This window comes from Deinococcus gobiensis I-0, assembly GCF_000252445.1.
GTDB lineage: Bacteria > Deinococcota > Deinococci > Deinococcales > Deinococcaceae > Deinococcus > Deinococcus gobiensis.
This window is the reverse complement of the sequence record NC_017790.1, coordinates 1,128,301-1,154,846: the sequence shown is the minus strand read 5'-3', so window position 1 is coordinate 1,154,846 and position 26,546 is coordinate 1,128,301. Positions and strand designations below refer to the sequence as shown.

Annotated in this window: 22 protein-coding genes and 1 pseudogene; 11 read left to right on the top strand and 12 right to left on the bottom strand. The window is 71.3% G+C overall.

Translation table 11 applies throughout. The features are described 5' to 3' along the window. Positions 1 to 33: 33 nt before the first annotated feature. Positions 34 to 1,224, top strand: coding sequence for an FAD-dependent oxidoreductase (locus DGO_RS05335; protein WP_050920884.1), 1,191 nt, complete (start codon positions 34 to 36; stop codon positions 1,222 to 1,224). 16 nt (positions 1,225 to 1,240) lie between these two features. On the opposite strand, the gene DGO_RS05330 is transcribed toward DGO_RS05335, so the two are convergent. From DGO_RS05330 to DGO_RS05315, 4 genes are all read right to left on the bottom strand, one after another. Then, on the bottom strand, positions 1,241 to 1,474 hold the full coding sequence (locus tag DGO_RS05330) for a hypothetical protein (protein ID WP_014684461.1): 234 nt from the start codon (positions 1,472 to 1,474) through the stop codon (positions 1,241 to 1,243). 20 nt (positions 1,475 to 1,494) lie between these two features. Then, positions 1,495 to 2,949, bottom strand: coding sequence for an alpha-amylase family glycosyl hydrolase (locus DGO_RS05325; RefSeq protein WP_226991465.1), 1,455 nt, complete (start codon positions 2,947 to 2,949; stop codon positions 1,495 to 1,497). A gap of 65 nt (positions 2,950 to 3,014) precedes the next feature. Next, positions 3,015 to 4,322 (bottom strand): HD domain-containing protein, encoded by a 1,308-nt coding sequence (locus DGO_RS05320; RefSeq protein ID WP_043801186.1) that lies wholly within the window; start codon positions 4,320 to 4,322, stop codon positions 3,015 to 3,017. A gap of 125 nt (positions 4,323 to 4,447) precedes the next feature. Next, positions 4,448 to 5,023, bottom strand: coding sequence for a hypothetical protein (locus DGO_RS05315; protein ID WP_226991464.1), 576 nt, complete (start codon positions 5,021 to 5,023; stop codon positions 4,448 to 4,450). Positions 5,024 to 5,132: 109 nt separating this feature from the next. Here DGO_RS05315 and DGO_RS05310 point away from each other — a divergent pair, with 109 nt between their 5' ends. Both DGO_RS05310 and DGO_RS05305 read left to right on the top strand, forming a co-directional pair. Beyond that, positions 5,133 to 6,857 carry an outer membrane protein assembly factor BamB family protein gene (locus tag DGO_RS05310; protein ID WP_014684457.1) on the top strand — a complete coding sequence of 575 codons (1,725 nt, stop codon included), beginning with the start codon at positions 5,133 to 5,135 and terminating at the stop codon, positions 6,855 to 6,857. A gap of 84 nt (positions 6,858 to 6,941) precedes the next feature. Beyond that, a complete protein-coding gene (locus DGO_RS05305; protein ID WP_014684456.1) occupies positions 6,942 to 7,775 on the top strand; it encodes a PIG-L family deacetylase in 834 nt (277 codons plus the stop codon). A 58-nt stretch (positions 7,776 to 7,833) separates the two neighbouring features. Here the strand turns inward: DGO_RS05305 and DGO_RS05300 are convergent, their stop codons facing one another. The 3 genes from DGO_RS05300 to DGO_RS05290 are packed head-to-tail and all read right to left on the bottom strand — an operon-like array spanning position 7,834 to position 8,839. Next, positions 7,834 to 8,139, bottom strand: coding sequence for a roadblock/LC7 domain-containing protein (locus DGO_RS05300; RefSeq protein WP_014684455.1), 306 nt, complete (start codon positions 8,137 to 8,139; stop codon positions 7,834 to 7,836). After that, positions 8,132 to 8,470 carry a roadblock/LC7 domain-containing protein gene (locus tag DGO_RS05295; protein WP_014684454.1) on the bottom strand — a complete coding sequence of 113 codons (339 nt, stop codon included), beginning with the start codon at positions 8,468 to 8,470 and terminating at the stop codon, positions 8,132 to 8,134. Before DGO_RS05295 ends, DGO_RS05300 begins: the two co-directional genes overlap by 8 nt. Before the next feature lie 18 nt (positions 8,471 to 8,488). Further along, a complete protein-coding gene (locus DGO_RS05290) occupies positions 8,489 to 8,839 on the bottom strand; it encodes a roadblock/LC7 domain-containing protein (RefSeq protein ID WP_014684453.1) in 351 nt (116 codons plus the stop codon). A 264-nt stretch (positions 8,840 to 9,103) separates the two neighbouring features. Between DGO_RS05290 and gyrA the strand changes: the two genes are divergently transcribed. From gyrA to DGO_RS05270, 4 genes are all read left to right on the top strand, one after another. Further along, a complete protein-coding gene (gyrA, locus tag DGO_RS05285; RefSeq protein ID WP_014684451.1) occupies positions 9,104 to 11,539 on the top strand; it encodes a DNA gyrase subunit A in 2,436 nt (811 codons plus the stop codon). 331 nt (positions 11,540 to 11,870) lie between these two features. Further along, a complete protein-coding gene (locus tag DGO_RS05280; RefSeq protein ID WP_014684450.1) occupies positions 11,871 to 12,488 on the top strand; it encodes a helix-turn-helix domain-containing protein in 618 nt (205 codons plus the stop codon). A 189-nt stretch (positions 12,489 to 12,677) separates the two neighbouring features. After that, on the top strand, positions 12,678 to 14,039 hold the full coding sequence (locus DGO_RS05275; RefSeq protein WP_014684449.1) for an FAD/NAD(P)-binding protein: 1,362 nt from the start codon (positions 12,678 to 12,680) through the stop codon (positions 14,037 to 14,039). A gap of 107 nt (positions 14,040 to 14,146) precedes the next feature. Further along, on the top strand, positions 14,147 to 15,130 hold the full coding sequence (locus DGO_RS05270; protein ID WP_043801177.1) for an NAD(P)/FAD-dependent oxidoreductase: 984 nt from the start codon (positions 14,147 to 14,149) through the stop codon (positions 15,128 to 15,130). A gap of 27 nt (positions 15,131 to 15,157) precedes the next feature. Here DGO_RS05270 and DGO_RS05265 read toward each other — a convergent pair whose 3' ends face one another. Together DGO_RS05265 and DGO_RS05260 are read right to left on the bottom strand one after the other, a co-directional pair. Then, positions 15,158 to 15,964 carry an AAC(3) family N-acetyltransferase gene (locus tag DGO_RS05265; RefSeq protein WP_014684447.1) on the bottom strand — a complete coding sequence of 269 codons (807 nt, stop codon included), beginning with the start codon at positions 15,962 to 15,964 and terminating at the stop codon, positions 15,158 to 15,160. 168 nt (positions 15,965 to 16,132) lie between these two features. Then, positions 16,133 to 18,286: a glutamine synthetase III family protein gene (locus DGO_RS05260; RefSeq protein ID WP_014684446.1), complete on the bottom strand. Its 2,154-nt coding sequence runs from the start codon at positions 18,284 to 18,286 to the stop codon at positions 16,133 to 16,135. Between the two features lie 376 nt (positions 18,287 to 18,662). Here DGO_RS05260 and glnA point away from each other — a divergent pair, with 376 nt between their 5' ends. Beyond that, a complete protein-coding gene (glnA, locus tag DGO_RS05255) occupies positions 18,663 to 20,075 on the top strand; it encodes a type I glutamate--ammonia ligase (protein ID WP_083847223.1) in 1,413 nt (470 codons plus the stop codon). 21 nt (positions 20,076 to 20,096) lie between these two features. On the opposite strand, the pseudogene DGO_RS24865 reads toward glnA, so the two are convergent. The 3 genes and pseudogenes from DGO_RS24865 to DGO_RS05240 all read right to left on the bottom strand — a co-directional run bounded on the left by DGO_RS24865 (position 20,097) and on the right by DGO_RS05240 (position 24,109). Beyond that, positions 20,097 to 20,673: pseudogene (locus DGO_RS24865) on the bottom strand (MBL fold metallo-hydrolase). Between the two features lie 144 nt (positions 20,674 to 20,817). Next, the gene (gene guaA, locus DGO_RS05245) at positions 20,818 to 22,335 is read right to left on the bottom strand and encodes a glutamine-hydrolyzing GMP synthase (protein WP_014684444.1); all 1,518 of its coding nucleotides are present in this window, start codon (positions 22,333 to 22,335) and stop codon (positions 20,818 to 20,820) included. Between the two features lie 70 nt (positions 22,336 to 22,405). Beyond that, complete coding sequence (locus DGO_RS05240; RefSeq protein WP_014684443.1) at positions 22,406 to 24,109, bottom strand: carboxypeptidase-like regulatory domain-containing protein; 1,704 nt, start codon at positions 24,107 to 24,109, stop codon at positions 22,406 to 22,408. Between the two features lie 97 nt (positions 24,110 to 24,206). On the opposite strand from DGO_RS05240, the gene DGO_RS05235 reads away from it, so the two are divergent. Genes DGO_RS05235 through DGO_RS05225 form a run of 3 tightly spaced genes read left to right on the top strand, consistent with a single transcriptional unit; the run spans position 24,207 to position 26,519 of the window. Next, complete coding sequence (locus tag DGO_RS05235) at positions 24,207 to 25,268, top strand: Mrp/NBP35 family ATP-binding protein (protein ID WP_014684442.1); 1,062 nt, start codon at positions 24,207 to 24,209, stop codon at positions 25,266 to 25,268. Further along, entirely contained in the window at positions 25,265 to 25,933 is a 669-nt protein-coding gene (locus DGO_RS05230; RefSeq protein ID WP_043801175.1) for a helix-turn-helix transcriptional regulator, read from the top strand. The genes DGO_RS05235 and DGO_RS05230 overlap by 4 nt, the downstream gene beginning before the upstream one ends. Before the next feature lie 19 nt (positions 25,934 to 25,952). Next, entirely contained in the window at positions 25,953 to 26,519 is a 567-nt protein-coding gene (locus tag DGO_RS05225; protein ID WP_050920691.1) for a 2'-5' RNA ligase family protein, read from the top strand. The last annotated feature ends 27 nt before the right edge of the window (positions 26,520 to 26,546 follow it).

The window sequence follows — 26,546 nt, the reverse complement described above, 5'->3', positions numbered from 1 at the left end:
CCAGCGCCCGCCGCGCCCGCCATCATGCTCCCCATGACCTCTTCCTCCGGCCCGCACTCCGGTTCCTCGCCCAGGGGCCAGGTGTGGGCGCATGTGGGCCAGCCCTTTGCCGAGACCGCCTATGACGTGGTGGTGGTCGGGGCCGGGCGCATGGGGGCCTTCTGCGCGCGCGAACTGCGGCGGCTGGCCCCTGCGCTGCGCCTCCTGCTGGTCGAGGAGGGCGGCCTGCCCAACGAGGAGGGCGCGACCCTGCTCGCTCCCGGCGTGTGGAGCGCCCACGACGCGCCGCCGGGCCGGGAGGCCGAGGCCGCCTGGACCCGCGCGCAGCTGGCCGGGCCTCTGGGCGACGTGCAGTTCCGGGCCGCGCCGCTGGTCCGGCTGACCGCCCAGCCCACCCCCGGCAGTCGGCCGACCGCAGAGGCGCTGGCCGCCCACCCGGAGGCCCTGGCGCTGCTGGACCCGGCCGCCCTGCCCTGGGCGCAGGTGGACCCGGCCGCAGCGACCTTCCGGCCCGGCGCGGTAGCGCTGAACGCCGCGCAGGAGGCCGTGCGCCTGGGCGCCGACCTGCTGCTGAACACCCGCGCCTGCCCCGGCGGGGGCGGCGAGGTCACGCTGGAGCGCCTCAGCGTCACCAACACGCACGAGGTCGTGGTCCACGAACGGCGCGTGGTGCGGGCCGCCCAGGTCGTGATCGCGGCGGGGGCGGCGGGGGCGGCGCTGGCCGAACACGGCCTGGGGGTCCACACGGCGCACGGCCGCGCCTACCGGCAATCGCCCCGGCTGGAGGAACCGAGCACGGAGGCGTCGCCCACCCTGCGCGCGGGCGGCCTGACCCTGCGGCCCCAGGCGGGCGGCTGGACGCTGGCCCCGGCCATCTGGCACCGCGACCCGCAGGGCTACGTGCCGGGCGGCGGCGCGCTGACGGGGGTGCCCACCGGGCTGCGCCGCGAGACCCTGGAGGACCTCGTGGCCCTGATGGACGCCGTGCCCGCCCTGGCCGGGGGGGGCCTGGGCCTGGGCCGCAGCCTGAGCGACGTGCCCGGCGCGTGGCTGGCGCTGCCGCACGGCCGCCCGGACGCGCCGCCGCTGTGGCAACGCCTCGACGAAACCCACACCCTGCTGCTGGGCGGCCCGCTGGCCGACGTGCTGGGCCTGGGCGTGGCACACGGGCTGGCAGCGGCATTGGCGGGTGTCCCGGAACGGCCCTGGGCCCCGGCAGGCTGAGGAGGCCGGGCGGGCGTCACTCCGGGCAGAAGACCCCGAGATCGTCCACCGCGTCCTGCGACATGCCACCCAGACGCGAGTGCCCGGGCAAGGGGGCCAGGGCCGCGAGCGCATGCTCCCGGTCCATCTGCCCAGACACCTGCGCCAGCCGGCCCGGCGCCAGCAGTACGGTGCCGCCTTCACCGGGCGACAGGGCCTGGGCGAGAAGCTCGCCCTCCCCGGTCAGCGGGGTCCGTGCTTCGTGGCGCACGCCGGCTCCCCCCCAGCGTCTCAGGCCGGGACGAGCACCACCGCGCCGCGTGCCGGCACGTCCACCTCGGCCCCCGCCTCCAGCGTGTGCATCCGGCCGCTCAACACGTCCTGATAGGTGCCGGGACGCACCTCACCCAGCGGCAGGCGCGTGGGCTGGTGGCCGGTGTTCAGGGCGACATGCGCGGCCTCGTCCCGCAGGCGGCGGGCATACACCACCGTCTCGCCCTGCGCGTGCGTCACGTGGAAATCACCGCGTTGCAGCGCGCGGCTGGCGTGCCGGGCGGCGGTCAGACGTCGGGTCAGGGCCAGCGTCTCCTGGTCCCACACCGACTCGTCCCAGGGGAAGGCTCGGCGGCAGTCGGGATCGGGGCCGCCGGGCAGGCCGATCTCGCCGCCGTAGTAGATGCACGGCGCGCCCAGATAGGTCATCTGGAAGGTGACGGCCAGCCGGTGCGCGGTCGCGTCGCCGCCGACCGCGCTGAGGAAACGGGCCGTGTCGTGCGAGTCGAGCAGGTTGAGCTGCGCGCGCACGATGTCGGGGTGGTACATGCGCGTGACCTCGCCCATGCGACCCGCGAAGGCGGCGGCGTCCATCGGCTCGACCCGGCCGGTGCCGCTGCGCTCGTTCATGCCGTGGTCCAGCGTGTGCGCACCGAAAAAGGCCAGACAGGGCCGGGTGAAGTGGTAGTTCATCACCGCGTCGAACTGGTCGCCCTGGAGCCACCGGTGCGCGTCGCCCCAGATCTCGCCGACGATGTAGGCCTCGGGATTGATCGCCTTGACGCGGCGGCGGAACTCCTGCCAGAAGGAGTCGTCGTCGATCTCGTTGGGCACGTCCAGCCGCCAGCCGTCGATGCCGAAGTGAATCCAGTACTCGGCCACCGACCACAGGAACTCGCGCACGGCGGGGTTCGAGGTATTGAATTTGGGCAGCGCGCGGTTGCCCCACCACGCCGCGTAGCCGGCCGGCCGGGTGTCGTCGTAGGCCTGAAGGGGCCAGCCCTCGACATGGAACCAGTCGCGGTAGGCGCTGGCCTCGCCCTGTTCGAGCAGGTCGTTGAACTGGAAAAAGCCTCGGCTGGAGTGGTTGAACACCCCGTCGAGCACCACCTTGATGCCCCGCTTGTGCGCCTCGTCGATGAGCAGGCGCAGCGCCTCGTTGCCGCCCAGCATGGGGTCCACCTGAAAATAGTCGTGCGTGTGGTAGCGGTGGTTGGACGCCGACTGGAACACCGGGCAGAAGTAGATGGCCGTGACGCCGAGGCTCTGGATATAGTCGAGCTTGGCGCTCACGCCCCACAGATCGCCGCCCATGTAGCGGTGGAACTCGGGCGCCTCGCCCCAGGGTTGCAGGTTCAGGCCGCCCACGCGCCCACTGCGGGCGAAGCGGTCGGGGAAAATCTGGTAGAACACCGCGTCACCGACCCAGTCGGGGGTGAGGGGGTGGGCGTCGCGCGAGTGGTCGTGGCTCATCCTGCGCGGCAGCATATCGGGAAACGCTTCCAGGTCTCTTACGTCCGCCCCGCGCCACCCCGGCGCTAGGCCGCCGGGTGGGCCGCCGCCCAGTCCCGCACCCAGGCGCGGGCGGCTTCGGGGGTCTGCACTTCGCCCATCGCCCGCGCCTCGGCCAGGGCGCGCAGCACCTCACCTACGCGGGGGCCGGGGGGCAGCGAGAGCAGACCCATCACGTCCTCGCCGCTCAGCAGCGGCGCGGGCGCGGCGGGCTGCGCCTCCAGGGCCTCCAGCACGCGGTTCATGGCGAGCATGTAGGCGTAGCGCCCGGCGGGCGAGCTGTCCTTGCCCCGCGCCGCCTCGCGGTCGGCGAGCATCACGCGCAGGAGGTCGGGCAGCAGGTCACGGCGGCGGTGGGCGAAGCGCCGGGCGGCCTGGTCGTCGGCCGGCAACTGGGCCATATGCGCCCCGACGAGCCGCGCGGCGTACTTCACCTCGTCGCCGGGCAACCTCAGGCGCGTGAGGATCTGGGTGGTCAGGGCCGCGCCCACCTTGTCGTGGCCGTAGAAGGTGCGCCGGCCCGTCTCGGGGTTGCGGTCCAGGGTGCGCGGCTTGCCCACGTCGTGCAGCAGCGCGGCCCAGCGCAGCGGCAGCGGGGCGTCGGGCATGCGCGCCAGGAGCTGGTGCAGCGCCTCGACGCCGTGCCCGAACACGTCGAGGTGGTGAAAGCCCCCCTGCGTGACGCCCTGGCCCTCGCGCAGCTCCGGCAGGGTCAGGGCCAGCAGGCCCAGATTTTCCAGGGCCAGCAGGCCGCGCGCCGCCTCCGGGGCGGCGAGCAGGGCCTGCATCTCGTCGCGCACCCGCTCGGCCGCCGGCATGGGCAGCGTGCCTGCCGCGAGGTCGGCCGCGATCCGGCGCACGGCGGCCTCGGTCTCGGGGTCAGGCTTGAACCCCAGCGTCACCATGAAGCGCGCCGCGCGCCAGGCCCGCAGCGGGTCGGCGCGCAGGTTCTCCTCCGACACCATCCGCAGGCGGCCCGCGCGCAGGTCGGCCCGCCCGCCTGCCGGGTCCAGCAGGTCCCGCGCGGCGGTCAGGCCCATCGCATTCACGGTGAAGTCGCGCCGCAGCAGGTCCTCCTGCACGTCGGCGGGCTGCGGCACGAAGTCGTGTTCGGTGCCGTCCGGCAATTTCACCCGCCAGTACCCCCGCGCCTCGTCCAGCGCGAAGACGTGACCGCCCCGCTGGGCGACCAGGCCGCGCGCCGCCGCCGCCGGGTCGGGCGCGGCCCAGTCGAAGTCGTGGGGGGCCACGCCGCGCAGCCAGTCGCGTACCGCGCCGCCGACCAGCAGCGCGCCGGGAACGAAGGGGGGCAGCGTGGGGCGGCGGCGGAACATGAAGCCATGCTAGGGGGGGCCGCAGACCCCGTCTATGGGCCGAAAGCCTTACGAAGGACCCATCTCCAGGCCGAAAAAACCGCGCCCCCGGTGCGGGAACGCGGTCGGAAGTCGCGCTGCTCAGTTCAGAGGCGGCGCATGATGGCCTGGAGGCTGGCGCTGTCCTTCCAGCTCATGCCCTTTTCCACGTACATGCGGGCCGTGGTGCGGTCGCCGCGCTGCAGCGCGATGTAGGCGAGCTTGGCCGCGCTGAGGCTGGCCCATTCCTTTTCGGTGTCGTTCAGATCGCCCAGGTTGTTCCAGGCGTTGTAGGCGTTGATCCACCACTGGGTCTTGGTGTAGAGCTGCGCCAGGTAGGCGTCGTAGGCGCGGTTGCTCGTGTCCTGGCTGGCGGCCATGTAGGAGGCGTCCACGGCGGCCTTCCACAGCGTGCGGTCGTAGAAGGGCACGGGGTAGGCCACGTCGGCCTGCACCGCGTATTCCTGCGCGCGGGCGAAGGCGTCGGCAGGGGTCATGGTCATCATGGTCATGTCCGGGGCCGCCGTGGTGGTCACGGTGTCGGTCATGGGCGCCGTTTCCGTGGTTGCCGGAGCGGTTTCCGTGGTCGCCGGGGCCGTCTCGGTCGGCGCGGGGGTCGTGGTGTCCTGCGCGGCGGCCAGTCCGGCCAGGGCAAACGCACTCAGCATGAGAATCTTTTTCATAACGGAATTCATCTTAGGACGCTACTTTGACGGCCGTCCATACGGCCCCAGGACCCCCAAGCCACCGTAAAGAGACCGTAAAGGAATTTACATTCTGATGACCCGACACATGAGAACCGCCTCCGCCTTGACCCTGGCCCTCCTTTACGCGGGCGCCGATGCCCAACAGAACGTCCCGCTGCGCGCCGCCCCCCAGCCGGTCTGGACCCGTGACCTGAAGGTCATTTCGCCCATCAGCGTGAGCAGCGGCGGCGACCTGACCTTCGTCGGGAGCGACGCCCGTATCCGGCGCACCGACGCCTCCGGCAAGGAAAAGTGGGCCTTCGCGGTCGGCGACCTGGGCCGCGCGCAGCCGGTCGTGACCCCCCAGGGCGACGTGCTGGCCGCCTCCTATGACGACACCCTGTACCGCCTGGACGCCGGCGGCAAACTCGTGTGGAAACTCAAGCTCGACGGTGACATCTTCGCCAGCCCGGCACTGCGCCCCGACGGCAGCGTGGTGGCGGCGACGGCCAACGGCACGGTGTACGCGGTCAGTCCCCAGGGGCAGGCCCTGTGGACCTACAAGGTGGGCGCCCCCGTGTTCAGCAGCCCGGCCATCGGTGCGGACGGCACGGTCTATTTCGGGGCGCAGAACAACCGCCTCCAGGCCCTGACGCCCGAGGGCCGGCTCAAGTGGAGCTTCGCGGCCGGATCGCTGATCTTCAGCAGCCCGGCCCTCGACGCCCAGGGCAACGTGTACTTCGGGTCCAGCGACCGCAAGATCTACAGTCTCGACGCCCAGGGCAAGCTGCGCTGGACCCGCCAGACGAGCCTGTTCGTGAACGCCAGCCCCATCGTGACCTCGGGCGGGCTGGTCGTGGTGGGCAGCTACGACGGCAACGTGTACGCCGTCAACACCTCCGGCGAGGACGAGTGGGTCTATCCGGCGGGCGCGCCGGTCGCGGCTCCGGCGGCCGAGCTCAGCGACGGTACGGTGGTCGTGGGCGACCTCTCGGGCACCCTGCACGCCATCGGCCCGGCCGGGCAGGCCCTCTGGACCCTCAAGACCGGCAAGAAGATTGACACCGGGGTCGCCGTGAGTGACGCGGGCACGCTGTACTTCTCGACCGAGGGCGGGCTGCTCAATGCCCTGCCCAAGGGCCGGCCGCTGGCGAGCGGACCGTGGTCCACCTTCCGGGGCGTGCCCGATGGCTGGGGCCGTACCCTGAGCGCGGCCGAGACGCAGGCGCGCGTGCAGGCCCGCCGGGCAGCGGCGACGGCCACGCTGGCCCAGACCCCCCTGAACCCCGTTCAGACCCCGGCCACCCGCCCCCCGGTCGCCCAGACCCCCACGACACCCGCATCTCCGACCCCCACCGCCACCACCCCCACGCGGCCCCAGCCGGCCCCCACGCCGGCCACGCCCGCCCAGCCCACGCGCACCCCCGCCCAGTGGGCCGCGCTGGCGTCGCAGGGCGCGCAGGTCATCGGGGGGCAGGTCTACCTGCCGCTCGGCCCGGCCGCCTCGGCCCTGGGATTGAACGTGGCCCTGCTGACCCCGCGCACCGCGACCCTCAGTGCCCCCCAGGGCAGCGCGGCCCAGGCCGGTACGTCATCGCCGGCCGGCACGGTCGCCCGCGCGCCCGTACCGGTGGTGTACGTGGCCCGCACGCCGCTGGTGCCGCTGGCCGCGCTGGCGGGCTGGCCCGGCGTCTCGGCGCGGCTGCTGCCGGGCACGGGCGGCGGCGTGCAGCTCACGCGCGCGGGCCAGCGCACCCTGTTCGTGCTGGACCTGCGCCGGGCCGTGCCCTTCGTCGCGCCGCCCGAATTTCCGGCCGTCATCCGCCGCTGAGCCGGAAGACGGAGCCCGCCCCAGGCCCCGGCCGGGGCGGGCCGCCCTGACCCTCAGCCCGCAACGGCGCTCTACAGTGACGCCATGACCTCCAACCCGACCCCTACCCTGCTCGCCGTCTTCGCGCATCCGGACGACGAGGCCTTCAGCGTCGGCGGCACCCTGACGCACTACGCCCGCCGGGGCGTGCGGGTGGTGCTGGCCTGCGCCACGCGCGGCGAGGCCGGCAAGATCACCGTGCCGGGCATGACGGTGGACGACCTCGGCGCGCAGCGTGAGCAGGAGCTGCGCGAGGCCTGCCGCGCCCTGGAGATTCCCGAGCCGGTCTTTCTGGACTACCACGACTCGGGCCGCTACGAGCGCACGCGCCATGACGACCCCCTGGCGCTGATGAACGTCAACCCGCTGGACGTGGAAGTCAAGCTGCGCGCCCTGATCGAGGACGTGCGGCCGCAGGTCATGGTGACCTTCGATCCGCACGGCGGCTACGGCCACGTGGACCACCTCCAGATCCAGCGCGCGGCCACCGGCGCTTTCTTCAGTACCGGGCACCTGCCGGGCGGCGGGCCGCAGCGCCTGTACTACACCGCCCTGAGCACCGAGGCGGCGCGCGGCCTGTCGCGCATGGGCCAGGACCTCGACCCGCTGGTGTACGGCGTGTCGGAGGGCACGGTGGCCGTGCAGATGGACGTGACCCCCTACGCCGCCAACAAGCGCGCCGCCCTGGCGGCCCACGGCACCCAGACCGGGGCCGAGAGCGTGATGGGCAAGATGTCGGCCGAGGAGCGCGAAGCGATGGAGCGCCAGATGCTCGGGCGCGAGGGGTTCAGCGTCGCGGGCACGCGCACGGCCATTGCGACCTACCCGCTGCGCGGGCTGTTCGACGGCCTGCCGGGCTTCGGGGCACTGGACGCCTGAACATGGGCGGGGCGGGCGGAGGCCAGCGCCTCTCCCCCGCCCCGCTCCCGGCCTGCGCCTACAGTCCCAGCGCACGCTTGACCGCGAAGCGTACGCGGCCCAGATTCGCCACGTCGTCGAAGGCGGTCATCAGGAGCTGGCGGCCCAGCGGCGTGAGCAGCAGCGGGCCGCTGCCGAGGTCGAGCAGCAGGTCGTTCCATTCCGGTTCGCCCACCGCGTTCTGGAGGCTGCCCAGCAGCGCGCGCGCCGAGGCCGCCACGTCGAGTTCGGCGGGCACGTCGCCGACGTGGGCGACCAGGGCGCCCGCCTCGTCCACCAGGGCGGCGTAGCGCACGCCACGCACGTCCAGGAACGCCTCAATCATCGGCGTCCTCGGGCAGCGTGAGGTCCTGGATGAGGCGGGCCAGGACCTGCCCGGCGGGACGGGTGTCTACTCCGCGCGTCAGGGCCGCGCCCAGCACGTAGTCGCCCGAGGTCAGGGCCAGGATTTCGACCCCATCGCCGGTCAGGGCGAATCGGCTGACCGTGCCTGCGCCCAGGCGGCGGCCGACCCGCTCGGCACCGGCCCGCAGGGCGGCGAGTTCGGCCGCCAGGGCCTCGCCGCCCTCACCGACCGTTTCGAGGGCCAGGCCGTCGCGGCCCACCAGGCCAGCGGCGACGAGACCGGGAAGTGTACGCAGGGGATCAAGTTTCATGGTCGCTCACGCAGGGCATCAGAGTTGGGCTTCGAGTCGCCGGGCCGCGTCCCGGCCATACAGCCGGGCCTGCCCGAGGTTGCTGCGGCCGTCCAGGGCCAGCAGCAGGAAAAAGTCGCTGCCGATCGGCTGCAAAAAGACGCTCAGGCTCTCGCCGCGCACGTACAGTTCGCGCGCCAGGCCGCCGCCGAGCGTCTGGTCGTAGGCGGCGTTCGCCGCGCGCAGGATACCCGCGTGTTCGGCGACCAGCAGGTTCAGGTCCGTGTCGGCCTGCGCGTGCCCTTCGACCAGCAGGCCGTCAAGCCCGCCGATAGCCGCCGCCCAGGCTCCGTTCACGTCCGTGACCAACTGTGTCAGTTCAGCAAGCATCGCCCGGCAGCATAGCGCCGCCGCCGTCACACGCTTCTCACTGCCGGCCACCTTCATGCGCCGCCCGGCCAGCACTTCGGGCTTCCTGACGTGTTTTTAACGTCATTCTGCGCTAAAATAGGGGCCGTTGAGGAGGAGGATTCTGTTACGCATATAGCGTAATATGCTAGAATCTTTCCATTCCCGGCAGTGGTGCCGGGCGCGCCCCTCGTTTTCCGCACGGCCGCACCCTTCAGGGTCGGCGGCCGGCCGTATTGGAGCCTGATGACCGGAATTCAGCCTGTTGACATCACCAGTGAAGTCAAGACCAACTTCATCAACTACGCCATGAACGTGATCGTGGACCGCGCGCTGCCCGACGTGCGCGACGGTCTCAAGCCGGTGCAGCGCCGGATCATGTACGCCATGCTGCAAGAAGGCCTGAGCAGCAACCAGAAGCACGCCAAGTCGGCCTCGGTGGTCGGCGAGGTCATGAAGAAGTACCACCCGCACGGCGACACCTCCATCTACGACGCGATGGTGCGGCTCGGGCAGTGGTGGAACATGCGCTACACCATGGTGGACCCGCAGGGCAACTTCGGCTCGATGGACGGTGACATGGCCGCCGCCATGCGCTACACCGAGGCCCGCATGACCAAGGTGGCCGAGGAGATGCTCGCCGACCTCGAAAAAGAGACGGTGGACCTCAAGGCAAACTACGACGAGACGACCCAGGAACCGACCGTGCTGCCCTCGGCGGTGCCCAACCTGCTCATCAACGGCGCTTCGGGCATCGCGGTGGGCATGGCGACGAACATCCCGCCGCACAATCTCACCGAGATCTGTAACGGCCTGCTCGCCCTGATCGACAAGCCCAACATCACGCTCGACGAGATGATGACGCACGTCAAGGGTCCGGATTTCCCGACCGGGGGGCGCATCAGCTCGGTGGGCATCCGCGAGGCCTTCGCGACCGGGCACGCCGGCCTGAAGGTGCGCGGCAAGGCCCGCATCGACGAGAAGAACGGCCGCTCGCAGATCATCATCAGCGAGATTCCGTACCAGCTCAACAAGACCAACCTGCTCCAGACCATCAGCGCGATGTACAAGGCGGGCAAGATTCCCGACATCAGCGCGCTGCGTGACGAGTCCGACCGCAAGGAGCCGGTGCGCATCGTCATCGAGCTCAAGCGCGGGGCGATTCCGACCCTGGTCCTGAACCAGCTCTACAAGTACACGCAGCTGCAGTCGACCTACACGGTAATCAACCTGAGCATCGTGAACGGCGAGCCGCGCGTGCTGCCGCTGATCGACACCATGCAGTACTTCCTGACCCACCGTCAGGACGTGGTGACCCGGCGCACCGCGTACGAGCTGCGCAAGGCCGAGGAGCGCGCCCACATCCTCGAAGGCCTGATCAAGGCGCTCGACTCCATCGACGAAGTGATCGGCCTGATCCGCGCGAGCAACACCGGCGCCGAGGCCCGCGACGGCCTGATGGCCCGCTTCGGCCTGAGCGACGTGCAGGCCCAGGCGATCCTGGACATGCGCCTCCAGCGCCTCGTGGGCCTGGAACGCGAGAAGCTCCAGAGCGAATACACCGAACTCCAGAACACCATCGCGCGCCTGAAGTCCATCCTGGGCGACGAGAAGCTGCTGTGGCGCGAGATCAAGAAGGAAATCCGCGACATCCGCGACCGCTACGGCGACGAGCGCCGCTCGGTGATCACGGCCCTGGAAGAGGACATCGGCAAGGAGGACCTGATCGCCGTCGAGGACATGGTCATCACCATGACCAAGGCCGGGTACCTCAAGCGCACCAACCTGGGGGCCTACCGGGCCCAGGGCCGTGGCGGGCGCGGGGCGTCGGGCGGCAAGCTGCGCGAGGAAGACGTGAACACCCGCGTGTTCGTGGGGTCCACGCACGACTACCTGCTGTTCTTCACCGACCAGGGCCGCGTGTTCCACGAGAAGATCTACGACCTGCCGGAAGCGGGCCGCGACGCCAAGGGCACGCACATCCGCAACCTGCTGCCCAGCCTGCGCGAGGACGAGAGCATCGCCTCGGTGCTGAGCGTCGGGGGCTTCGACGCGGCGGGCTGCTTCATCTTCGCCACCAAGAACGGCATGGTCAAAAAGACCCTGATCACCGACTACTCGAACATCACCTCGGCGGGCCTGATCGCCATCAACCTCCAGCCCGGCGACGAGCTGATCGGCGTGGGCATCGTGCAGGACAGTGACCACGTGGTCCTCGCCACCCAGAACGGCAAGGCGATGCGCTTCGAGGCCGAGGAGGTGCGCGCCACGGGCCGCGCCACCCAGGGGGTCATCGGCATCCGCCTGCGCGAGGGCGAAAACGACGCGGTCGTGAGCATGGCCCTGATTCCGGTTGCCGACGAGGGCGTCGAACTGCTGGCCGTCAGCGAGTACGGCCTGGGCAAGCGCACCCCAGTCAGCGACTACCCGGCCAAGGGGCGCGGCGGCATGGGCGTCATCACGCTGGACGTGACCGACAAGACCGGCCAGCTGGTCACGCTGGCGCGCGTGGCGGGCGACGAGGAACTGATGGTGCTGACCGAGAAGGGCACCGTCATCCGCACCCGCGTCGAGGAAGTGCGCGTGACCGGCCGCAACGCCCAGGGCGTGAAGGTCATCAACATCGCGGACAAGGACTGCGTCATCAGCGCCTTCCCCATCCGCCGCGAGGACGAGCTCTGAGCGCACGGCACTGAGCCGGCCGGGCCACCTCAACCGGCCCGGCCCCCCAAGCGCCCCCCTCGCCGGGCGGGCGCTTTTTTCGGCACCTCAAGCGCCCTATCGTCCCGCCTGAGTGGACGGTGAGGCCGTGCTCAATAGGAAGAATTCTCAATTAACCGTGTCAGACACCCTTTTCGGCCTCCCTATCCACAGGTCAGTTCGTAGGCTAAATACCGGTTAAAGAAACAAAACTGTTTACAAAAAGCCCGATTTCGGTTACACTGTGTTCAACGTTAGGAAGGACCGAAGGGGCCCTCCCACCCGCGACACCAACGCCCAGGAGGCGACGCAAATGACACAGACCAGCCAAATGCAGACCAACCGCACCTTTGTCGACACCGTGACCTACCGCCCCGGCGCGGTCATCCTGTACCCCGGCAAGAGCGACATGCTCTACCGTGTGTCGAGTGGCCTGGTGCGCGTGCACACGATGGACGACGACGGCAACGGCCTGACGCTGCGTTACGTCAAGCCCGGCGAGTACTTCGGCGAGGAAGCCCTGGCGGGCGTGAACCGCGCCTACTTCGCCGAGGCCGTGACCGACAGCGCCATCGACGTGATCAACCCCGCCCTGATGAGCGCCGAGGACAACCTCGTCGTGACCACCCACCTCGTGCGCACGCTGGAGCGCGCCTACGAAAGCATCTACCGCCTGGTCGGCAAGCGGCTGCGCGCCCGCATCGCCGGCGAGCTGCTCGAACTGCGCGACACTGCGCTGGCCACCCAGCTCGACAGCGGCGAGACCATGATCTACGCCACGCACGACGAACTGGCCGCCGCCGTAGGCAGCGTGCGCGAGACCGTGACCAAGGTCGTGGGCGAGCTGAGCCGCGAGGGCGTCATCAGCGCCGGCTACGGCAAGATCACCCTCAAGAACCAGAAGGCGCTGGCCGAGATCGCCGCCGCGTAAGCGCATCACCTCCTCAGACCGTCATCCGGGAAACCGGGTGGCGGTTTTTTCGGCCGGTGGCCTGGAGAACACCCGGACCTTTCTTGCGGGCCACGGCCTGCCGGTCACCGGTCTCCCGATGTAGACCTCTCGCGCCGCCGCCTCTTTTCGGGGGTGACAAGGCGGGAGGGAGTGCCTAAACTCGACTGCGTGACTCAGGTTTATTCCCCCGAACGTCCCCTGCGTGTGGCCGTGATCGGCAGCGGCCCCAGCGGGGTCTTCGCCGCCGAGGCGCTGCTCAAGCAGACCGCGCTGCCCGCCGAGATCGACGTGTTCGACCGCCTGCCCACCCCCTACGGGCTGGTGCGCTACGGCGTCGCTCCCGATCACCTCACCATCAAGAGCGTGACCCGGGGCTTCGAGAAGACCCTCTCGGACCCGCGCGTGCGCTTTCTGGGCAACGTGGAATTCGGGCGTGACCTGACGCACGGGGACGTCCTGGCCCACTACGACGCCGTGATCTACACGGTCGGGGCCAGCAGCGACCGCCGCCTGGGCATTCCCGGCGAGGACCTCGCGGGCAGCATGAGCGCCACCGAATTCGTCGCGTGGTACAACGGCCACCCCGACGCGGCGGCGCGCGAGATGCTGCTGCACGCGGGTGGGGTGGCGGTGGTCGGCGTGGGCAACGTAGCGCTGGACGTGAGCCGCATCCTCGTCAAGACGGTGGCCGAACTGCGCGAGTCCGACATCGCCGAGCACGCCCTGAAGGCGCTGGAACGCAGCCAGGTCAAGGACGTATACGTGCTGGGGCGCCGTGGCCCCGCGCAGGCCAACTTCACGACCAAGGAGCTGCGCGAGTTCGGCGAGCTGAGCGACGCCGACCCCGTCGTGATGCCGGCCGACGTGCAGCTCGGCGAGGCCGAGGAAGCGGCCATCACCGACAACGTCAAGCGCAAGAACGTGGAGGTGCTGCGCGAATTCGCGGTGCGCACGCCCGAGGGCAAGGACCGCCGCATCCACCTGCGCTTTCTGGTGTCGCCGGTCGAGATCCTGGACGACGGCCAGGGCCACGTGGGCGGCCTGAAGATCGAGCGCAACCGCCTGGACGACCAGGGCAACGCGGTAGGCACCGGCGAGTACGAGACGCTGCCTGTACAGATGGTGCTGCGCTCGGTGGGCTACAAGGGCGTGGCCCTGAAAGGCGTGCCCTTCGACGAGCGCCGGGGCGTGATTCCGAACGCGGAAGGCCGCGTCGAGGGCCGCCCCGGCGAGTACACCGCCGGCTGGATCAAGCGCGGCCCCAGCGGCGTGGTCGGCACCAACCGCAAGGACGCCACCGATACCGTCGCCGCCCTGCTGGCCGACGCCCAGGCGGGCGCGCTGCTGACCCCGGCGCAGCCCGGCCGTGAAGCGGTGGACGCCCTGCTGGCCGGCCGGGGTGTGGACGTGTATACCTTCGGCGACTGGCAGGCGCTCGACGCCCACGAGCTGAGCGAGGGCCAGGCCCAGGGCCGGCCGCGCCACAAGGTCGTGGACCTCGCGGAGATGCTCTCGCACCGCCGCCGCTGAGGCGGGTGCGGTTCGGCAGGCTCTCCCCGGACCGGTGGGGAGCTTTTTCCGGTCGGGCTCGGCCGCCCGACCCTTTCTTCGGGCCGGGCCTGCGCCATACTCGCGCCATGACGAGCGGGACACACAGCGACATTCTGGTGGTGGGCGGCGGCCCGGCGGGGCTGTACGCGGCCTTCTACGCGGCGTGGCGCGGCCTGGGCGTGCGGCTGCTCGAGGCGCGGGGCGAGCTGGGCGGGCAGCTCACGGCGCTCTACCCCGATAAGCGGGTCTACGACGTGCCGGGCCTGCCCGAGACCCGCGCGGCCGATATCGTGGCCGGGCAGGTGCGGCAACTCGACGGCCTGGACGTGACCACCGAACTGCGCACCGTGGCGCGCGGCCTGGAAGCGCGGCCGGGGGGTGGCTGGACCGTGCGCACCGACCGGGGCGACTTCACGGCGGGCGCGGTGATCCTGACGGCGGGTATGGGGGCGCTGCTGCCGCGTGAGGCGCGGGTACCGGGCGCCGCCTCGCACCCCGACGTGCGCAGCGACGTGCCCGAGCCCGCCGAGCTGGCGGGCCGGCGCGTGCTGGTCGTGGGGGGCGTGCCGCAGGCCACCCGCGCCGCGCTGGAACTGGCGCAGGCCGGGGCCGCCGTGACCCTCACGCACCGCCGCCTGGGCTTCCGGGGCAGTCCCGACGAGCTCGCCGCGCTGGAAGAGGCGCGGGCCGGGGGGCGCCTGAGCGTGCTGGCCCCGGCCGTGCTCGTCAACCTCGTGCCGGGGGGCGCCCACCTGACGGTGGACGGCGAACAGGTACGCGTTCCGGCCGACACGGTCCTGAGCCTGGGGGGCTACCTTCCCGACCTCGCCCCCATCCAGGGCTGGCCGCTGGGCTGGCAGGGCGAGTACGTCCCCGACGGTCCGGGCGGCCAGACCGCGCTGCCCGGCGTGTACGTGGCGGGCGACCTCGCACAGTCGGGCGGCGACTTCAAGCTCATCTCGCTGGCCTATGCCCAGGCGGCGATGGCGGCCAACCACGCCGCGCACCACGTCCGCCCCGAGCTGCGGGTGCGGCCCGGCCACAGCAGCGAGAAGCGGATGCAGGACTGAGCGCGGCGCGTCGGGGCAGGCCCGGGTCTACCCGCCGGACACCGGATGCGGCCGGGGCGACAGGCCATTCGCGCGTACGAGTTCGCGCACCTGCTGGCAGCGGCAGCTGCGGTAGGTGCACAGCAGGGCCTCGGGGTCGCGGTTCAGGAGCCGCACCGTCTCGTCGACCAGGTCGCGCACGCGGTAGAGCCTCAGCAGCGCGTTGCCCGCCGTCACCTGCGCGCCCTGCACGTGGGGTTCGAGCCGGTCGAAGTCGGCCGAGCAGTTGGGGAAGGCGGTGGGCACCACGGCCCCGTCCACCGGTACGTAGCGCGTGAGCAGCGGCATCCCCGCCAGATACTCGCCGTAGTGCACGGTCGTGTTGCTGCCGAAATCCACACCCATCAACAGGGCGTAGCCGTCGAGGTCGTACAGCGCCCCCACCGGCTGGTAGGGGCTGGCGAGGGTCTGGACCTCGGTGACCTGCCGCGCGTGCTCGCCCAGCGCGATGAAGCTCAGGGCGGGATGGAAGGAACGCAGCGCCTCGGGCCGCTCGACCATCTCCTGCGGCACCCGCCCGATGTCGCGGCTCACCCGCGAGTCGCGGTCGAAGCGCGCGTTGGTGAAGGCGGCGGGACGGTTCAGCAGCGTGTTGTAGGTGAAGGCCGGAGCCACCAGGGTATTGGTGCGGCCCAGCAGGGTATTGACGACCGTCTTCGCCCCGCCCTCCAGCGATCCGAAGGACCGCAGACTGGCATGGACCATCACCGACTGCGTTCCGTCGAGGCCCAGGGCCGCGAGCGCCTCGTCCAGTTCGGCGGGGGTCACGGCGAGACGGCGCAGGATGTTCAGCACGCCGTCCAGTGTACGCCTGCCGGGCGCGGGACGCTTTGAGGCGGGCGTAAGAAAAGGCGGAGCGCGGCGCGGCCACGACAGCCCCCCTCCCCACCTCCAGATAGCGAGGCCCGGCCCTTCTCCTCGCCTGGGGGCGGAAAGGAGGGCCGGGCCTGGGCCGCGTCCGGCTTACTTCACGAACAGCATCTGGCGGTAGATGGGCATGGGCCAGAACTTCCCGGCGACCAGCCGCTCCAGGCGGTCGGCGGCGTTGCGCACGTCCGCCATCGCGGGCAGCACGGCGTCGCGCATGTGGTGCGCCTTCTCGTGGACCTCGTCGCCGCCCAGCGCCGCGTTCTGCTCGCGCAGCTTCTGGAGGGCGTCGTACAGCTCGTCGGCGACCCCGCCCACTTCCTGGCTCACGCCCTGGGCGGCGCGGCCGCTGCCGGCCTGCCCCAGCTCGGCGAGGTACGACAGTGCGGCGGGCAGAATCTGGGTCTGCGCGACGTACTCGGTGGTCTCGCCCTCGATGTTCACCGTCTTGAAGTAGATGTCGTACATGATTTCCTGACGGGCGTCGAGTTCACGGCCGTTCAGGATGCCGAACTTGGCGAACAGCTGGGCGTTCTTCTCGCTGTTCAGGTGCTCGATGGCGTCCAGCGTGGTGCGCAGGTTCAGCAGGCCGCGCTGCTTCTCGGCCTCCTCGTGCCACGCCGACGAGTAGCCGTCGCCGTTGAAGATGATGCGCTGGTACTTCTGGTAGGTGCCGCGCACCACCTGGCTCACGGCCGCGTCGAGGTCCGAGCCTTCCAGGGCGGCTTCCAGCTCGGCCGTCAGGGCCACGACCGCGTCGGCCACGATAGTGTTCAGGACCGTGATGGGGAAGGAGATGCTCTGCGAGCTGCCCACCGCGCGGAACTCGAACTTGTTGCCGGTGAAGGCGAAGGGGCTGGTGCGGTTGCGGTCACCCGCGTGCACCGGAATCTCGGGCAGGACGCTGCTGCCCAGGCCCATCAGGCCCGCCGACTTGCCCGCGCCGCCCTGACCGCTGACCAGCCGGTCGAAGATGTCGGTCAGTTCGCTGCCCAGGAAGATCGAGAGGATCGCGGGCGGAGCCTCGTTGGCCCCGAGGCGGTGGTCGTTGCTGGCGCTCGCCACGCAGGCGCGCAGCAGGTCCTGGTGCTCGTCCACGGCCTTGATGACGGCCGAGCAGAAGAACAGGAACTGCATGTTCTCGTGCGGGGTGTCGCCGGGGTCGAGCAGGTTCTCGCCCTTGTTGGTGCTCATGCTCCAGTTGCAGTGCTTGCCCGAGCCGTTGATGCCGGCGAAGGGCTTCTCGTGCAGCAGGGCCACGAGGCCGTACTTGCGCGCGGTCGTGCGCAGCACCTGCATGATGAGCTGCTGGTGGTCGGCGGCGATGTTGCTGTCCTCGAAGATCGGGGCGATCTCGAACTGGCCGGGCGCGACCTCGTTGTGGCGGGTCTTGACCGGAATGCCCAGCGCGTAGAGCTGCATCTCGGCGTCGGTCATGAAGCTCAGGACACGGTCGGGAATGGCCCCGAAGTAGTGGTCCTCGAGTTCCTGGCCGCGCGGGGGCTGAGCGCCGAAGAGCGTCCGGCCGCTCATCACGAGGTCGGTGCGGCGGTAGTAGTACTCCTCGTCGATCAGGAAGTATTCCTGCTCGGCCCCCAGGCTGCTGCCCACGCGGGTGCCCTCGGACGCGCCGAAGAGCTTCAGGGCGGGCGTCACGGCCTTGTTCAGGGCCTCCACGCTGCGCAGCAGGGGCGTCTTGAGGTCCAGGGCCTCGCCGGTCCACGAGGCGAAGACGCTGGGGATACACAGGGTCGCGCCGTTGGTGTGTCGGATGATGAAGGCGGGCGACGAGGGGTCCCAGGCGGTATAGCCGCGCGCCTCGAAGGTCGCGCGCAGGCCGCCCGAGGGGAAGGAGCTGGCGTCGGGCTCGGCCTGGATGAGTTCCTTGCCCGAGAAGGACATGATCGCCACGCCGTCGCCGGCCGGATTCAGGAACGAGTCGTGCTTCTCGGCGGTCGAGCCGGTCAGCGGCTGGAACCAGTGGGTGTAGTGGGTCGCGCCCTTTTCCATGGCCCAGGTCTTCATCGCCAGCGCCACGGTGTCGGCGATGCTGGCGTCGAGCTGCGCGCCGCGCTCCACGGTGGCCTGGAGGCTCTTGTAGGCGGGCTTGGACAGCCGGGTCTTGAGCTGCTCCAGGGTCAGCACGTCGCTGGCGAACAGGTCGTTGACGAGTTCGACGGGGGTGGCCGTCGTGGTCTTGTCGACGTCCCAGTTGCGCGCGGCGGATCTCACATCGAAGTCTGGATTCATGTCGCTCCCTGTGGTCAGTCGGGCCGCTGCTCGCGCGGGGGCCGGGGTGGCGTTCGCATCCCCGATTCCCGGCCCCCGGTCTTCCGGCTCCCAGGCAGCCCACTGACTTCGGGCGCGAGTATATGAAAAAACTAAAGAAGGGGCAACGCATTCTTCTGAACAAGTCGTCCGGAAGTCCGGGCCGTCGCCTCCGAGTCCGGGCCGAAACTGCACTTTGTCGCGCCGTGTGTAGACAGGCCGCCAGCCCGTCGATGACATCCTGCAACGCGGGTGGGCAGCGGCGAGGCGTGCGCCGGCAGACAGGAGGCCACAAGTCACGCCGGAATGCGCCCTTGTCGGGCATGATGGGGCCATTCCCGGAGGTTGACCGTAGGTTATGACGTCCCCAGATTCCAAGAACCCGTTGTCCAAGACCCAGGCGGCGAAAAAATCGCCCGCCCCCGACAAGACCGCACCGACCCGCCAGCACATCCTCGACGAGTTGCAGCGGGGCGAGGTCAAATTTCTCCGGCTCCAGTTCACCGATATCCTGGGCACGACCAAGAACGTCGAGGTGCCGGGGTCGCAGTTCGAGAAGGCCCTGAACGGCGACGTGACCTTCGACGGCAGCGCGGTCGAAGGCTTCACGCGCGTCGAGGAGTCCGACATGCTGCTGCGCCCGGACCTCTCGACCTTCCTGATCTACCCGCAGTTCTCGCGCGAGGAAGGCGAACGCGGGCGCGTGGCCCGGCTGATCTGCGACGTGACGCTGCCCGACGGCACGCCCTTCGGGGGCGACCCCCGGCAGGTGCTTCAGCGGCAGGTCGAGCGCGCCCGGCAGCTCGGCTTCGAGATGTTCGTGGGCACCGAGCCGGAGTTCTTCCTGTTCGAGCGCACGCCCGGCGGGCTGGGCAGCACGGTCACGCACGACAAGGCGGGGTATTTCGACCTCGCGCCCATCGACAAGGGCGAGCGCATCCGCCGCGAGATCGTGAACAAGCTGCTCCAGATGGGCTTCGACATCGAAGCCGCGCACCACGAGGTCGCGCCCGGGCAGCACGAGATCGACTTCCGCTACGCGCCGGCGCTGGAAACCGCCGACCGCATCGCCACCTTCAAGTTCGTGGTCAAGCGGGTGGCGCTGGAGTACGGCCTGCTGGCGAGCTTCCTGCCCAAGCCGCTGGAGAACGTGAACGGCAGCGGGATGCACTGTCACCTGAGCCTGTTCAAAGACGGCCAGAACGCCTTCGCCGACCCCGAGCGGGAGTACGGCCTCTCGCAGACGGCGCTGCACTTCATCGCCGGGCTGCTCGACCACGCCGAGGGCATCGCGGCCGTCACCAACCCGCTGGTGAACAGCTACAAACGCCTCGTGCCCGGCTTCGAGGCCCCGGTGAACATCGCCTGGAGCACGAGCAACCGCTCGGCCCTCATCCGGATTCCGGCCAAGCGCGGCAACTCGACCCGCGCCGAGGTGCGGATGCCCGACCCGAGCTGCAATCCGTACCTGGCCCTGGCCGCCATGCTCGCCGCCGGACTCGACGGCATCGAGCAGAAGATGGAGCCGCCGCCCGCCATCCAGCGCAACATCTTCAAGATGACGGTGCGCGAGAAGCGCCACCACCGCGTCAAGGAACTGCCCGCCGACCTGCGCGAGGCCGTGGACGAACTGGAAAAGGACGAGGTGATCGCCCGCGCGCTCGGCGAACACGTCATGGACCATTTCGTGGCCGCCAAGCGCGCCGAGTGGCGGCAGTACAGCGCGACCGTGCATCAGTGGGAGCTCGACCGGTACCTCGACCTGATCTGACGTGGCGGGGACGGCCCCGGCTTAGGCTTCCGTCTCGCCGGGGCCGTCCCGCCACGCCCGCGCCCGCACCTGCTCCGGGGTCAAGGGGCCGCCGTGACCGGGCAGGATGACCTCCAGGTCGAGGTCGGCCATCTCCCGGAGGGTAAGCAGCGCCCGCACGTGGTCCCAGTTGTAGGCCTCGCGCGGCAGGTGCGCGCCGTCCTCCGAGGCGAGAACGGCGTCGGCAGCGACAAGCACCCCGCCGCGCCGCAGTCCGATCTGACCGTCGGTATGCCCCGGCAGCGCCACGACTTCCCAGCCGCGCAGGGTGTCGCCGGGACCTATGGCCTGCACCTGTTCGGCGCGGGGCCAGGGGTGCAGGCGCGAGGCCAGCGCCCCCCAGGCCGGGCTGCCCGGCCGGGTAGGGCAGCTCGTGGCGCTGGCCGGTCAGGCGGGGCCGTTCCAGCGGGTGCGCCAGCAGGGGCACCCCGGCGCGGGCCGCCAGCCACGCGTTGCCCGCATGGTCGAGGTGGCTGTGGGTGAGCAGCGCCGCGTCCGGCCGGACCTCGCGCAGCAGCCGTGCGAACGCGGACGCGTGGGCCAGCGTGCCCGAGTCCACGAGCACGCGGCCCTGCGGGGTCGAGAGCAGGTACACGTTGGCGTACAGGGTCAGCGCCTGCACGCCGGGCGCGACCGGCCGGAGCTTCAGAGACAAGTGGCCCCGGTCCTTCCGGCGCGCAGGGCGGCCCGGGTCATCTCGGACTCATTCCCACTCGATGGTGGCCGGCGGCTTGCCCGTGATGTCGTAGACCACGCGGTTGATCTCGTGGACCTGATTCACGATGCGGTTGCTCATGGTCGCCAGGAAGTCGTAAGGCAACCTCGCCCACTCGGCGGTCATGAAGTCGTCGGTGGTCACGGCGCGCAGGGCGGCGGTGTAGGAATAGGTCCGCTCGTCGCCCATCACGCCGACCGACTGGATGGGCGTGAGGATCGCCAGCGCCTGCGAGCAGCCGTCGTACAGCCCGAACTCGCGCAGCCCCGAGATGAAGATGTCGTCCACCCGCTTGAGGATGTCGAGCTTCTCCTCGCTGATGGCCCCCAGACAGCGGATGGCGAGGCCGGGGCCGGGGAAGGGATGGCGCATGCGTACGGCGTCGGGCAGCCCCAGCAGACGGGCGATCTCGCGCACCTCGTCCTTGAACAGCGTGCGGAAAGGCTCCACGAGCTTGAAGGCGAGGTCGTCGGGCAGGCCGCCGACGTTGTGGTGGCTCTTGATGTTCGCCGCGCCCTCGCCGCCCGCCGACTCGATCACGTCGGGGTACAGCGTGCCCTGCGCCAGGAAGTCGAAGGGACCGTACTCACGGGCCTCGCGCTCGAAGGCGCGGATGAACTCGCGGCCGATGATCTTGCGCTTCTGCTCGGGGTCCGACACGCCTTCCAGGGCCGCCATGAACTCGGCGCGGGCGTCCACCGTCACGAGGTTCACGCCCAGGGGCCGCAGGGCCGCCTCGACCTGTTCGCGCTCGCCCAGCCGCAGCAGGCCGTGGTCGATGAACACCGCCGTCAGCTTCTCGCCGACCGCGCGCGCCAGCAGCAGCCCCAGCGTGGAGCTGTCCACCCCGCCCGAGATGGCGAGCAGCACGCGGCCGTCCCCGACCTGCGCGCGCACGCCGTCCACGAGTTCCTCGATGATGTGCTCGGCGTTCCAGTCGCGCGTCACGCCGCAGATCTCCAGGAAGTTGGCGAGCAGCTGCCCGCCCTTGGGCGTATGCACGACCTCGGGGTGAAACTGCACGCCGTAGCGCCGCGTCACCGGGTTCTCGATGGCGGTCACGGGCGTGTCCTCGGTCTCGGCCACGACCTCGTAGCCTTCGGGCAGGCGGGTCACCGAGTCGCTGTGGCTCATCCACGCGACGAACTCGCCCTGGATACCCGCGAAGAGCTGCCCGCCGTAGCGCGTCAGGTCGGCCTTGCCGTACTCGCGTTTGCCCGCGCGCTTGACGTCGCCGCCCGCCTCGTGGGCGAGGAACTGCATGCCGTAGCACACGCCCAGCACCGGCACGTCGAGGTCTAGGACGCCGGGGGCGGGGCGGGGCGCGCCCTCGTCGTAGACGCTGCTGGGGCCGCCCGACAGCACGACGCCCTGGGGGTTCTCCTGCCGGATGCGTTCCAGGCTCGCCGTGCCCGGAAGAATGACGCTGTATGCGCCGAGTTCACGGAACCGCCGGGCGATCAGGCGCGTGAACTGGCTGCCGAAGTCGAGAATGACGACACTCACGGCCCCGATTGTCTCACGGCCAGGCAGGTCGGGGGGCGCGCGGGCTGGACGCCTGGGCGCAGCCCCCGCCTCAGCGCCCCAGTTCGATGCGTACAGGCGCCGAGACCGGCACCGTCACGCTCACGGTTTCGGGCGTGAAGCCCTCGGCGGCGACCCGCACGCGGTAGGTGCCCGCCGAGGGCAGCCGCACTGTCCCCGGCACCGTGCCCAGCGACGCGCCGGACCGCACCCCCGCGCCCGCCGGGGCCTGCGCCAGCGTGAGCCGCACCCCCGAGGCAGGGGCCGCGCCGCTCAGCTCGAAGCGCACCGTGCAGCAGTCGGCCCCCGCGCCCGCCTGTGGCCCGCGGCCCTGACCCCAGGCCCACACTGCGCCCAGCAGCAGCACCAGCAGCAGGGCAGCCAGGACCGGCCAGCGCCAGCGGGTCAGGGCCGCGCCCAGGTCCGGACGGCCCAGCCCGGTCCCGGGAGACCCGGGGTTCGCCGGGCCAGCCTCCGCCGGGCCCGGGTCCGCCTCCGCGCGGCGGCGCTGCCAGCCACCCGTCTCCGCGCCGCGCCCCTCGCTCCAGCGCAGGCGCATGGGCCGCAGTTCGCGGCGCGGCGCAGAGGTCAGGCGCTCCGGCTCCGGGGCGGAGGCAGGCCGCGCGGGCGGCGTGAGGGGCGGCGCTGCCGCGCGGGCCTCGGCCTCGGCCTCGGCGGCCACCCGCATCCGGCGGCGGCGTTCCTGGGGGGTGAGGTCCTGGGGCAACGGTGTAGCCGCCGCCGGGGAAGGAGCGGCCACGCCATCGCCCGTCAGGTCCGGCGTGTCCGGCGCGGAAGCCTGGGGGACGGAACCCACCACTTCGGTTGCGGCCGCCTGTTTTCCTGCCGCCAGCTGTCGCTCCGCCCGAGCCGCATCCGCCCGCAGGCGCTGCCGGGCCTGGGCTCCGGCTCCACGCTTGGGCCCCCGTTTGGCCGGCGGGGCCGACACAGACTGGGCGGGAACAGGCGCGGCCGTCTCCTCACGCGGTCCTGCGGGCGGCGGCAGGACGGGCTGCGCCGCAGGGCCGAGGTCGAACACCTGCGGCAGGGCCGGAGCGGAGCCTGCGGGAATGGGCTGCGGGCTGGCCTCCTCCCTGTCGGCGGGGCCGGGAACCACAGCCGGCGGCACCACGACCGACGGCGCGACCGCCACGGGCGCGGCAGGTGATTCCGGGGCATGGGCCGGGACCGCCGCGCCGCTTGCGCCCCAGGACAGCCGCCGCAGCGCCTCGCCGGCGCTCAGGCTGTCGGGGGCCGCGCGCAGGACCTCCAGACCGGCAGGCAGGCCGCCCAGGTCGCCCAGGGCGTGCGCGAGGTCGCGCAGGTCGTCGGCGGAGGTGGCCGTCGTCGGCAGTCCCGCGCCCGAGAGCCGGACCTGTCCGTCCACGCTCCACAGGTGCGCGGCACTGACCTGTCCGTGCGTCTGCCCCCGGCGGTGCAGCGCGTCGAGGGCCTGGAGGGCCCCGCGCGCCGCGAGCCGGGCATCGCTGGCGGGCACGGCCTGGAGCGGGAGTTCGGTGACCAGGAATTCGCCCTCGCCGGGCAGCGAGAGCAGGTCGCTGGGGGGCAGCAGCGCGGGGTGGTCGGGCAGGGCGGGCAGGGCGTCCAGGGGCGCGCCGAGCGGCTGGAGCAGCACGGGAATGCCGGTCAGGCGATCGGTGGCCCACAGGGGCCGCGCCGCGCCGCCGGGAGGGACCGGGGCGGCCCCGTCCCCGGAGGAAGCGCGCGCCATCACGTAAGGGCCGATGGACTTCATCTCGGGCCATTATAGGAAGGTGGGCGGCGGCCCGTACCGGCGCGTATGTGACGCCCCGCCTTGCCGCCCCGGCCCCCAGCCCTCAAGATGGCGACATATGCGTGACGCCGTGATGAGCGCCCTGAGCACTGTGAACGACCCGGAACTGCACCGTGACCTCGTGTCGCTGGGCATGATCGAGCGCGCCGAGGTCGAGGGTGGACACGCCAGGATCAAGGTCAACCTGACCACGCCCGCCTGCCCCCTCAAGGGCCAGATCGAGCGCGAAGTGCGCGAGGCCGTGCTGAACGTGCCGGGGGTCGAGGCCGTGTCGGTCGAGTTCGGGGCCACCGTGCGTCCGGCCGCGCAGCCCGCCCTGCCGGGGGTCAAACATGTCGTGCTGGTCGGCAGCGGCAAGGGCGGCGTGGGCAAGAGCAGCGTCGCCGTGAACCTCGCGGCCAGCCTCGCGGCCGACGGCGCGCGGGTCGGCCTGCTCGACGCCGACGTGTACGGCCCCAGCGTGGCGCACATGATGGGCCAGGGCGCGGCCAAGGTCACCGCGAACGCCGAGCGCAAGATGCTGCCCATCGAGGCGCACGGCGTGCGGTTTCTGAGCATGGCGAACCTCTCGCCCGCCGGGCAGGCGCTGGTGTGGCGCGGGCCGATGCTGCACTCGGCCATCGGGCAGTTCGTCAAGGACGCCGCGTGGGGCCAGCTCGACTACCTCGTCGTGGACCTGCCGCCGGGCACCGGGGACGTGCAGCTCTCGCTGACCCAGAACGTGCAGGTCACGGGGGCCGTCATCGTGACCACCCCGCAGGACGTGGCCCTGATCGACGCGGCGCGCGCCATCGACATGTTCCGCAAGGCCAGCGTGCCGGTGCTGGGCGTGGTCGAGAACATGAGCTATTTCGTGGCCCCCGATACCGGCCACACCTACGACATCTTCGGGCGCGGGGGCAGCCGCAAGCTCGGCGACTATCCCCTGCTGGGCGAGGTCCCGCTGGAAACCGGCGTGCGTGAAGACGCCGACCAGGGCCGCCCGGCCGTGCTGGCCCACCCCGACTCGGCCGCCGCCGTCGCCCTGCGCGGCGTGGCGCGGACCCTCGCCGGACAGATCAGCGTGCGCGCCATGCACCAGGACCTGGCCTCGCTGCCGGATCAACTCACCGTCGTATGACGGCCATCCTCACCGCCACGCCCTCCGTCCCCGGCGGCCTGACCGAGCGCACCAAACACCGGCTGCTCGACTTCGTCAAGCGCGACGGCCCCCTGACCGCGCAGGACCTCGCCGCGCGGCTGGAAGTCAGCGTGCCCGCGATTCGGCGTCACCTCACCGACCTCCAGGACCAGGGTCTGGTCGAGGCGCGTACCGAGCGGCCCAGCGGGCGTGGGCGGCCCCAGCACGTCTACGCCCTGACCGAACGCGGCGAGGGGGCCTTTCCCAAGACCTACTCGGGGCTGTGCGTGGACGTGCTGCGCCAGGTCGCGGCGCTGTTCGGCGAGGACGCCGTGACGCAGGTGCTCGCGGCGCGTACCGCCGAGCAGGCGCAGACCCTGGGGGCCGAGCTGCCCGAGTCGCTGCCGCTGCACCTGCGCGCCGAGGTTCTGGCGCGGCACCTGAGCGAGCAGGGCTACGACGCCGTGGTGGACCGGGTGGTCGAGGACGGCCAGGAAACCCTGTACCTCGTCGAGCGCAACTGCCCGCACCTCGCGGTCGCGCGGCAGTTTCCGGGCCTGTGCGCCGCCGAGCTGACCCTCTACGAGGAACTGCTGGGCACGGCCGTCACGCGCGAGACGCGCATCTCCTGCGGTCAGGGCTGCTGCCGCTACCGCCTCGGCTGAGCGGCGCTCCCCTTTCCCCATGACCCCGCCCGGCCTGAACTTTTCCGACCCGCACCAGCCGCTCTACAGCGTGGTGGCGTGGCCTCCCCCGCAGCTCGACACCTGGCTGCGCCGCAAGCAGGAGCACCTGAACGTGCGCGGCTTCGGCGCGCCGCACCTGAACCTGCGCGCGCCCTTCCAGACCCCGCTGCGTAGCGAGGCGCTGATCGGGGCCTGCCGCGAGGCGCTGACCGGACAGGAGGCCTTCGGGGTGCGGCTGCGCGGCTGGCGGCGGGTGCCGGGCATCTTCTTTCTGGAGTGCGAACCCGGCGAGGCCATCCGCGACCTGCACCGCCGACTGCTGGAGGTCGGCCCGTCGAGCCGGGGTCCTCACGACGGCGACGGCTATCGCCCGCACCTGACCCTGGCGCTGGGCGTGCTGCCCTGGGCCGAGGACGAACTGTGGGCGGCGGTGCAGGCCCTGACGCCGCCGCTGGAAGAGTTCACCGTGCAGGCCCTGACCCTGACCCGCGAGGAACGCGGCGAGGTGCAGGAGCTGCATACCTTTCCGCTCGGCGGCGCGCAGGAGGACGCGGGCGAGGACTGAGGCCCCCACCGGATGAAGGCGCCGGGC

Coding starts and splice junctions, on each gene's coding strand:
- DGO_RS05280 (WP_014684450.1), top strand. CDS start 11,871: ATGACACAGACCAGCCAAATGCAGACCAACCGCACCTTTGTCGACACC.
- DGO_RS05325 (WP_226991465.1), bottom strand. CDS start 2,949: ATGAGCCACGACCACTCGCGCGACGCCCACCCCCTCACCCCCGACTGG.
- DGO_RS05295 (WP_014684454.1), bottom strand. CDS start 8,470: ATGAAACTTGATCCCCTGCGTACACTTCCCGGTCTCGTCGCCGCTGGC.
- DGO_RS05230 (WP_043801175.1), top strand. CDS start 25,265: ATGACGGCCATCCTCACCGCCACGCCCTCCGTCCCCGGCGGCCTGACC.
- DGO_RS05225 (WP_050920691.1), top strand. CDS start 25,953: ATGACCCCGCCCGGCCTGAACTTTTCCGACCCGCACCAGCCGCTCTAC.
- DGO_RS05315 (WP_226991464.1), bottom strand. CDS start 5,023: ATGAAAAAGATTCTCATGCTGAGTGCGTTTGCCCTGGCCGGACTGGCC.
- DGO_RS05290 (WP_014684453.1), bottom strand. CDS start 8,839: ATGCTTGCTGAACTGACACAGTTGGTCACGGACGTGAACGGAGCCTGG.
- DGO_RS05300 (WP_014684455.1), bottom strand. CDS start 8,139: ATGATTGAGGCGTTCCTGGACGTGCGTGGCGTGCGCTACGCCGCCCTG.
- DGO_RS05310 (WP_014684457.1), top strand. CDS start 5,133: ATGAGAACCGCCTCCGCCTTGACCCTGGCCCTCCTTTACGCGGGCGCC.
- DGO_RS05320 (WP_043801186.1), bottom strand. CDS start 4,322: ATGTTCCGCCGCCGCCCCACGCTGCCCCCCTTCGTTCCCGGCGCGCTG.
- DGO_RS05235 (WP_014684442.1), top strand. CDS start 24,207: ATGCGTGACGCCGTGATGAGCGCCCTGAGCACTGTGAACGACCCGGAA.
- DGO_RS05335 (WP_050920884.1), top strand. CDS start 34: ATGACCTCTTCCTCCGGCCCGCACTCCGGTTCCTCGCCCAGGGGCCAG.
- DGO_RS05260 (WP_014684446.1), bottom strand. CDS start 18,286: ATGAATCCAGACTTCGATGTGAGATCCGCCGCGCGCAACTGGGACGTC.
- gyrA (WP_014684451.1), top strand. CDS start 9,104: ATGACCGGAATTCAGCCTGTTGACATCACCAGTGAAGTCAAGACCAAC.
- DGO_RS05240 (WP_014684443.1), bottom strand. CDS start 24,109: ATGAAGTCCATCGGCCCTTACGTGATGGCGCGCGCTTCCTCCGGGGAC.
- glnA (WP_083847223.1), top strand. CDS start 18,663: ATGACGTCCCCAGATTCCAAGAACCCGTTGTCCAAGACCCAGGCGGCG.
- DGO_RS05305 (WP_014684456.1), top strand. CDS start 6,942: ATGACCTCCAACCCGACCCCTACCCTGCTCGCCGTCTTCGCGCATCCG.
- DGO_RS05270 (WP_043801177.1), top strand. CDS start 14,147: ATGACGAGCGGGACACACAGCGACATTCTGGTGGTGGGCGGCGGCCCG.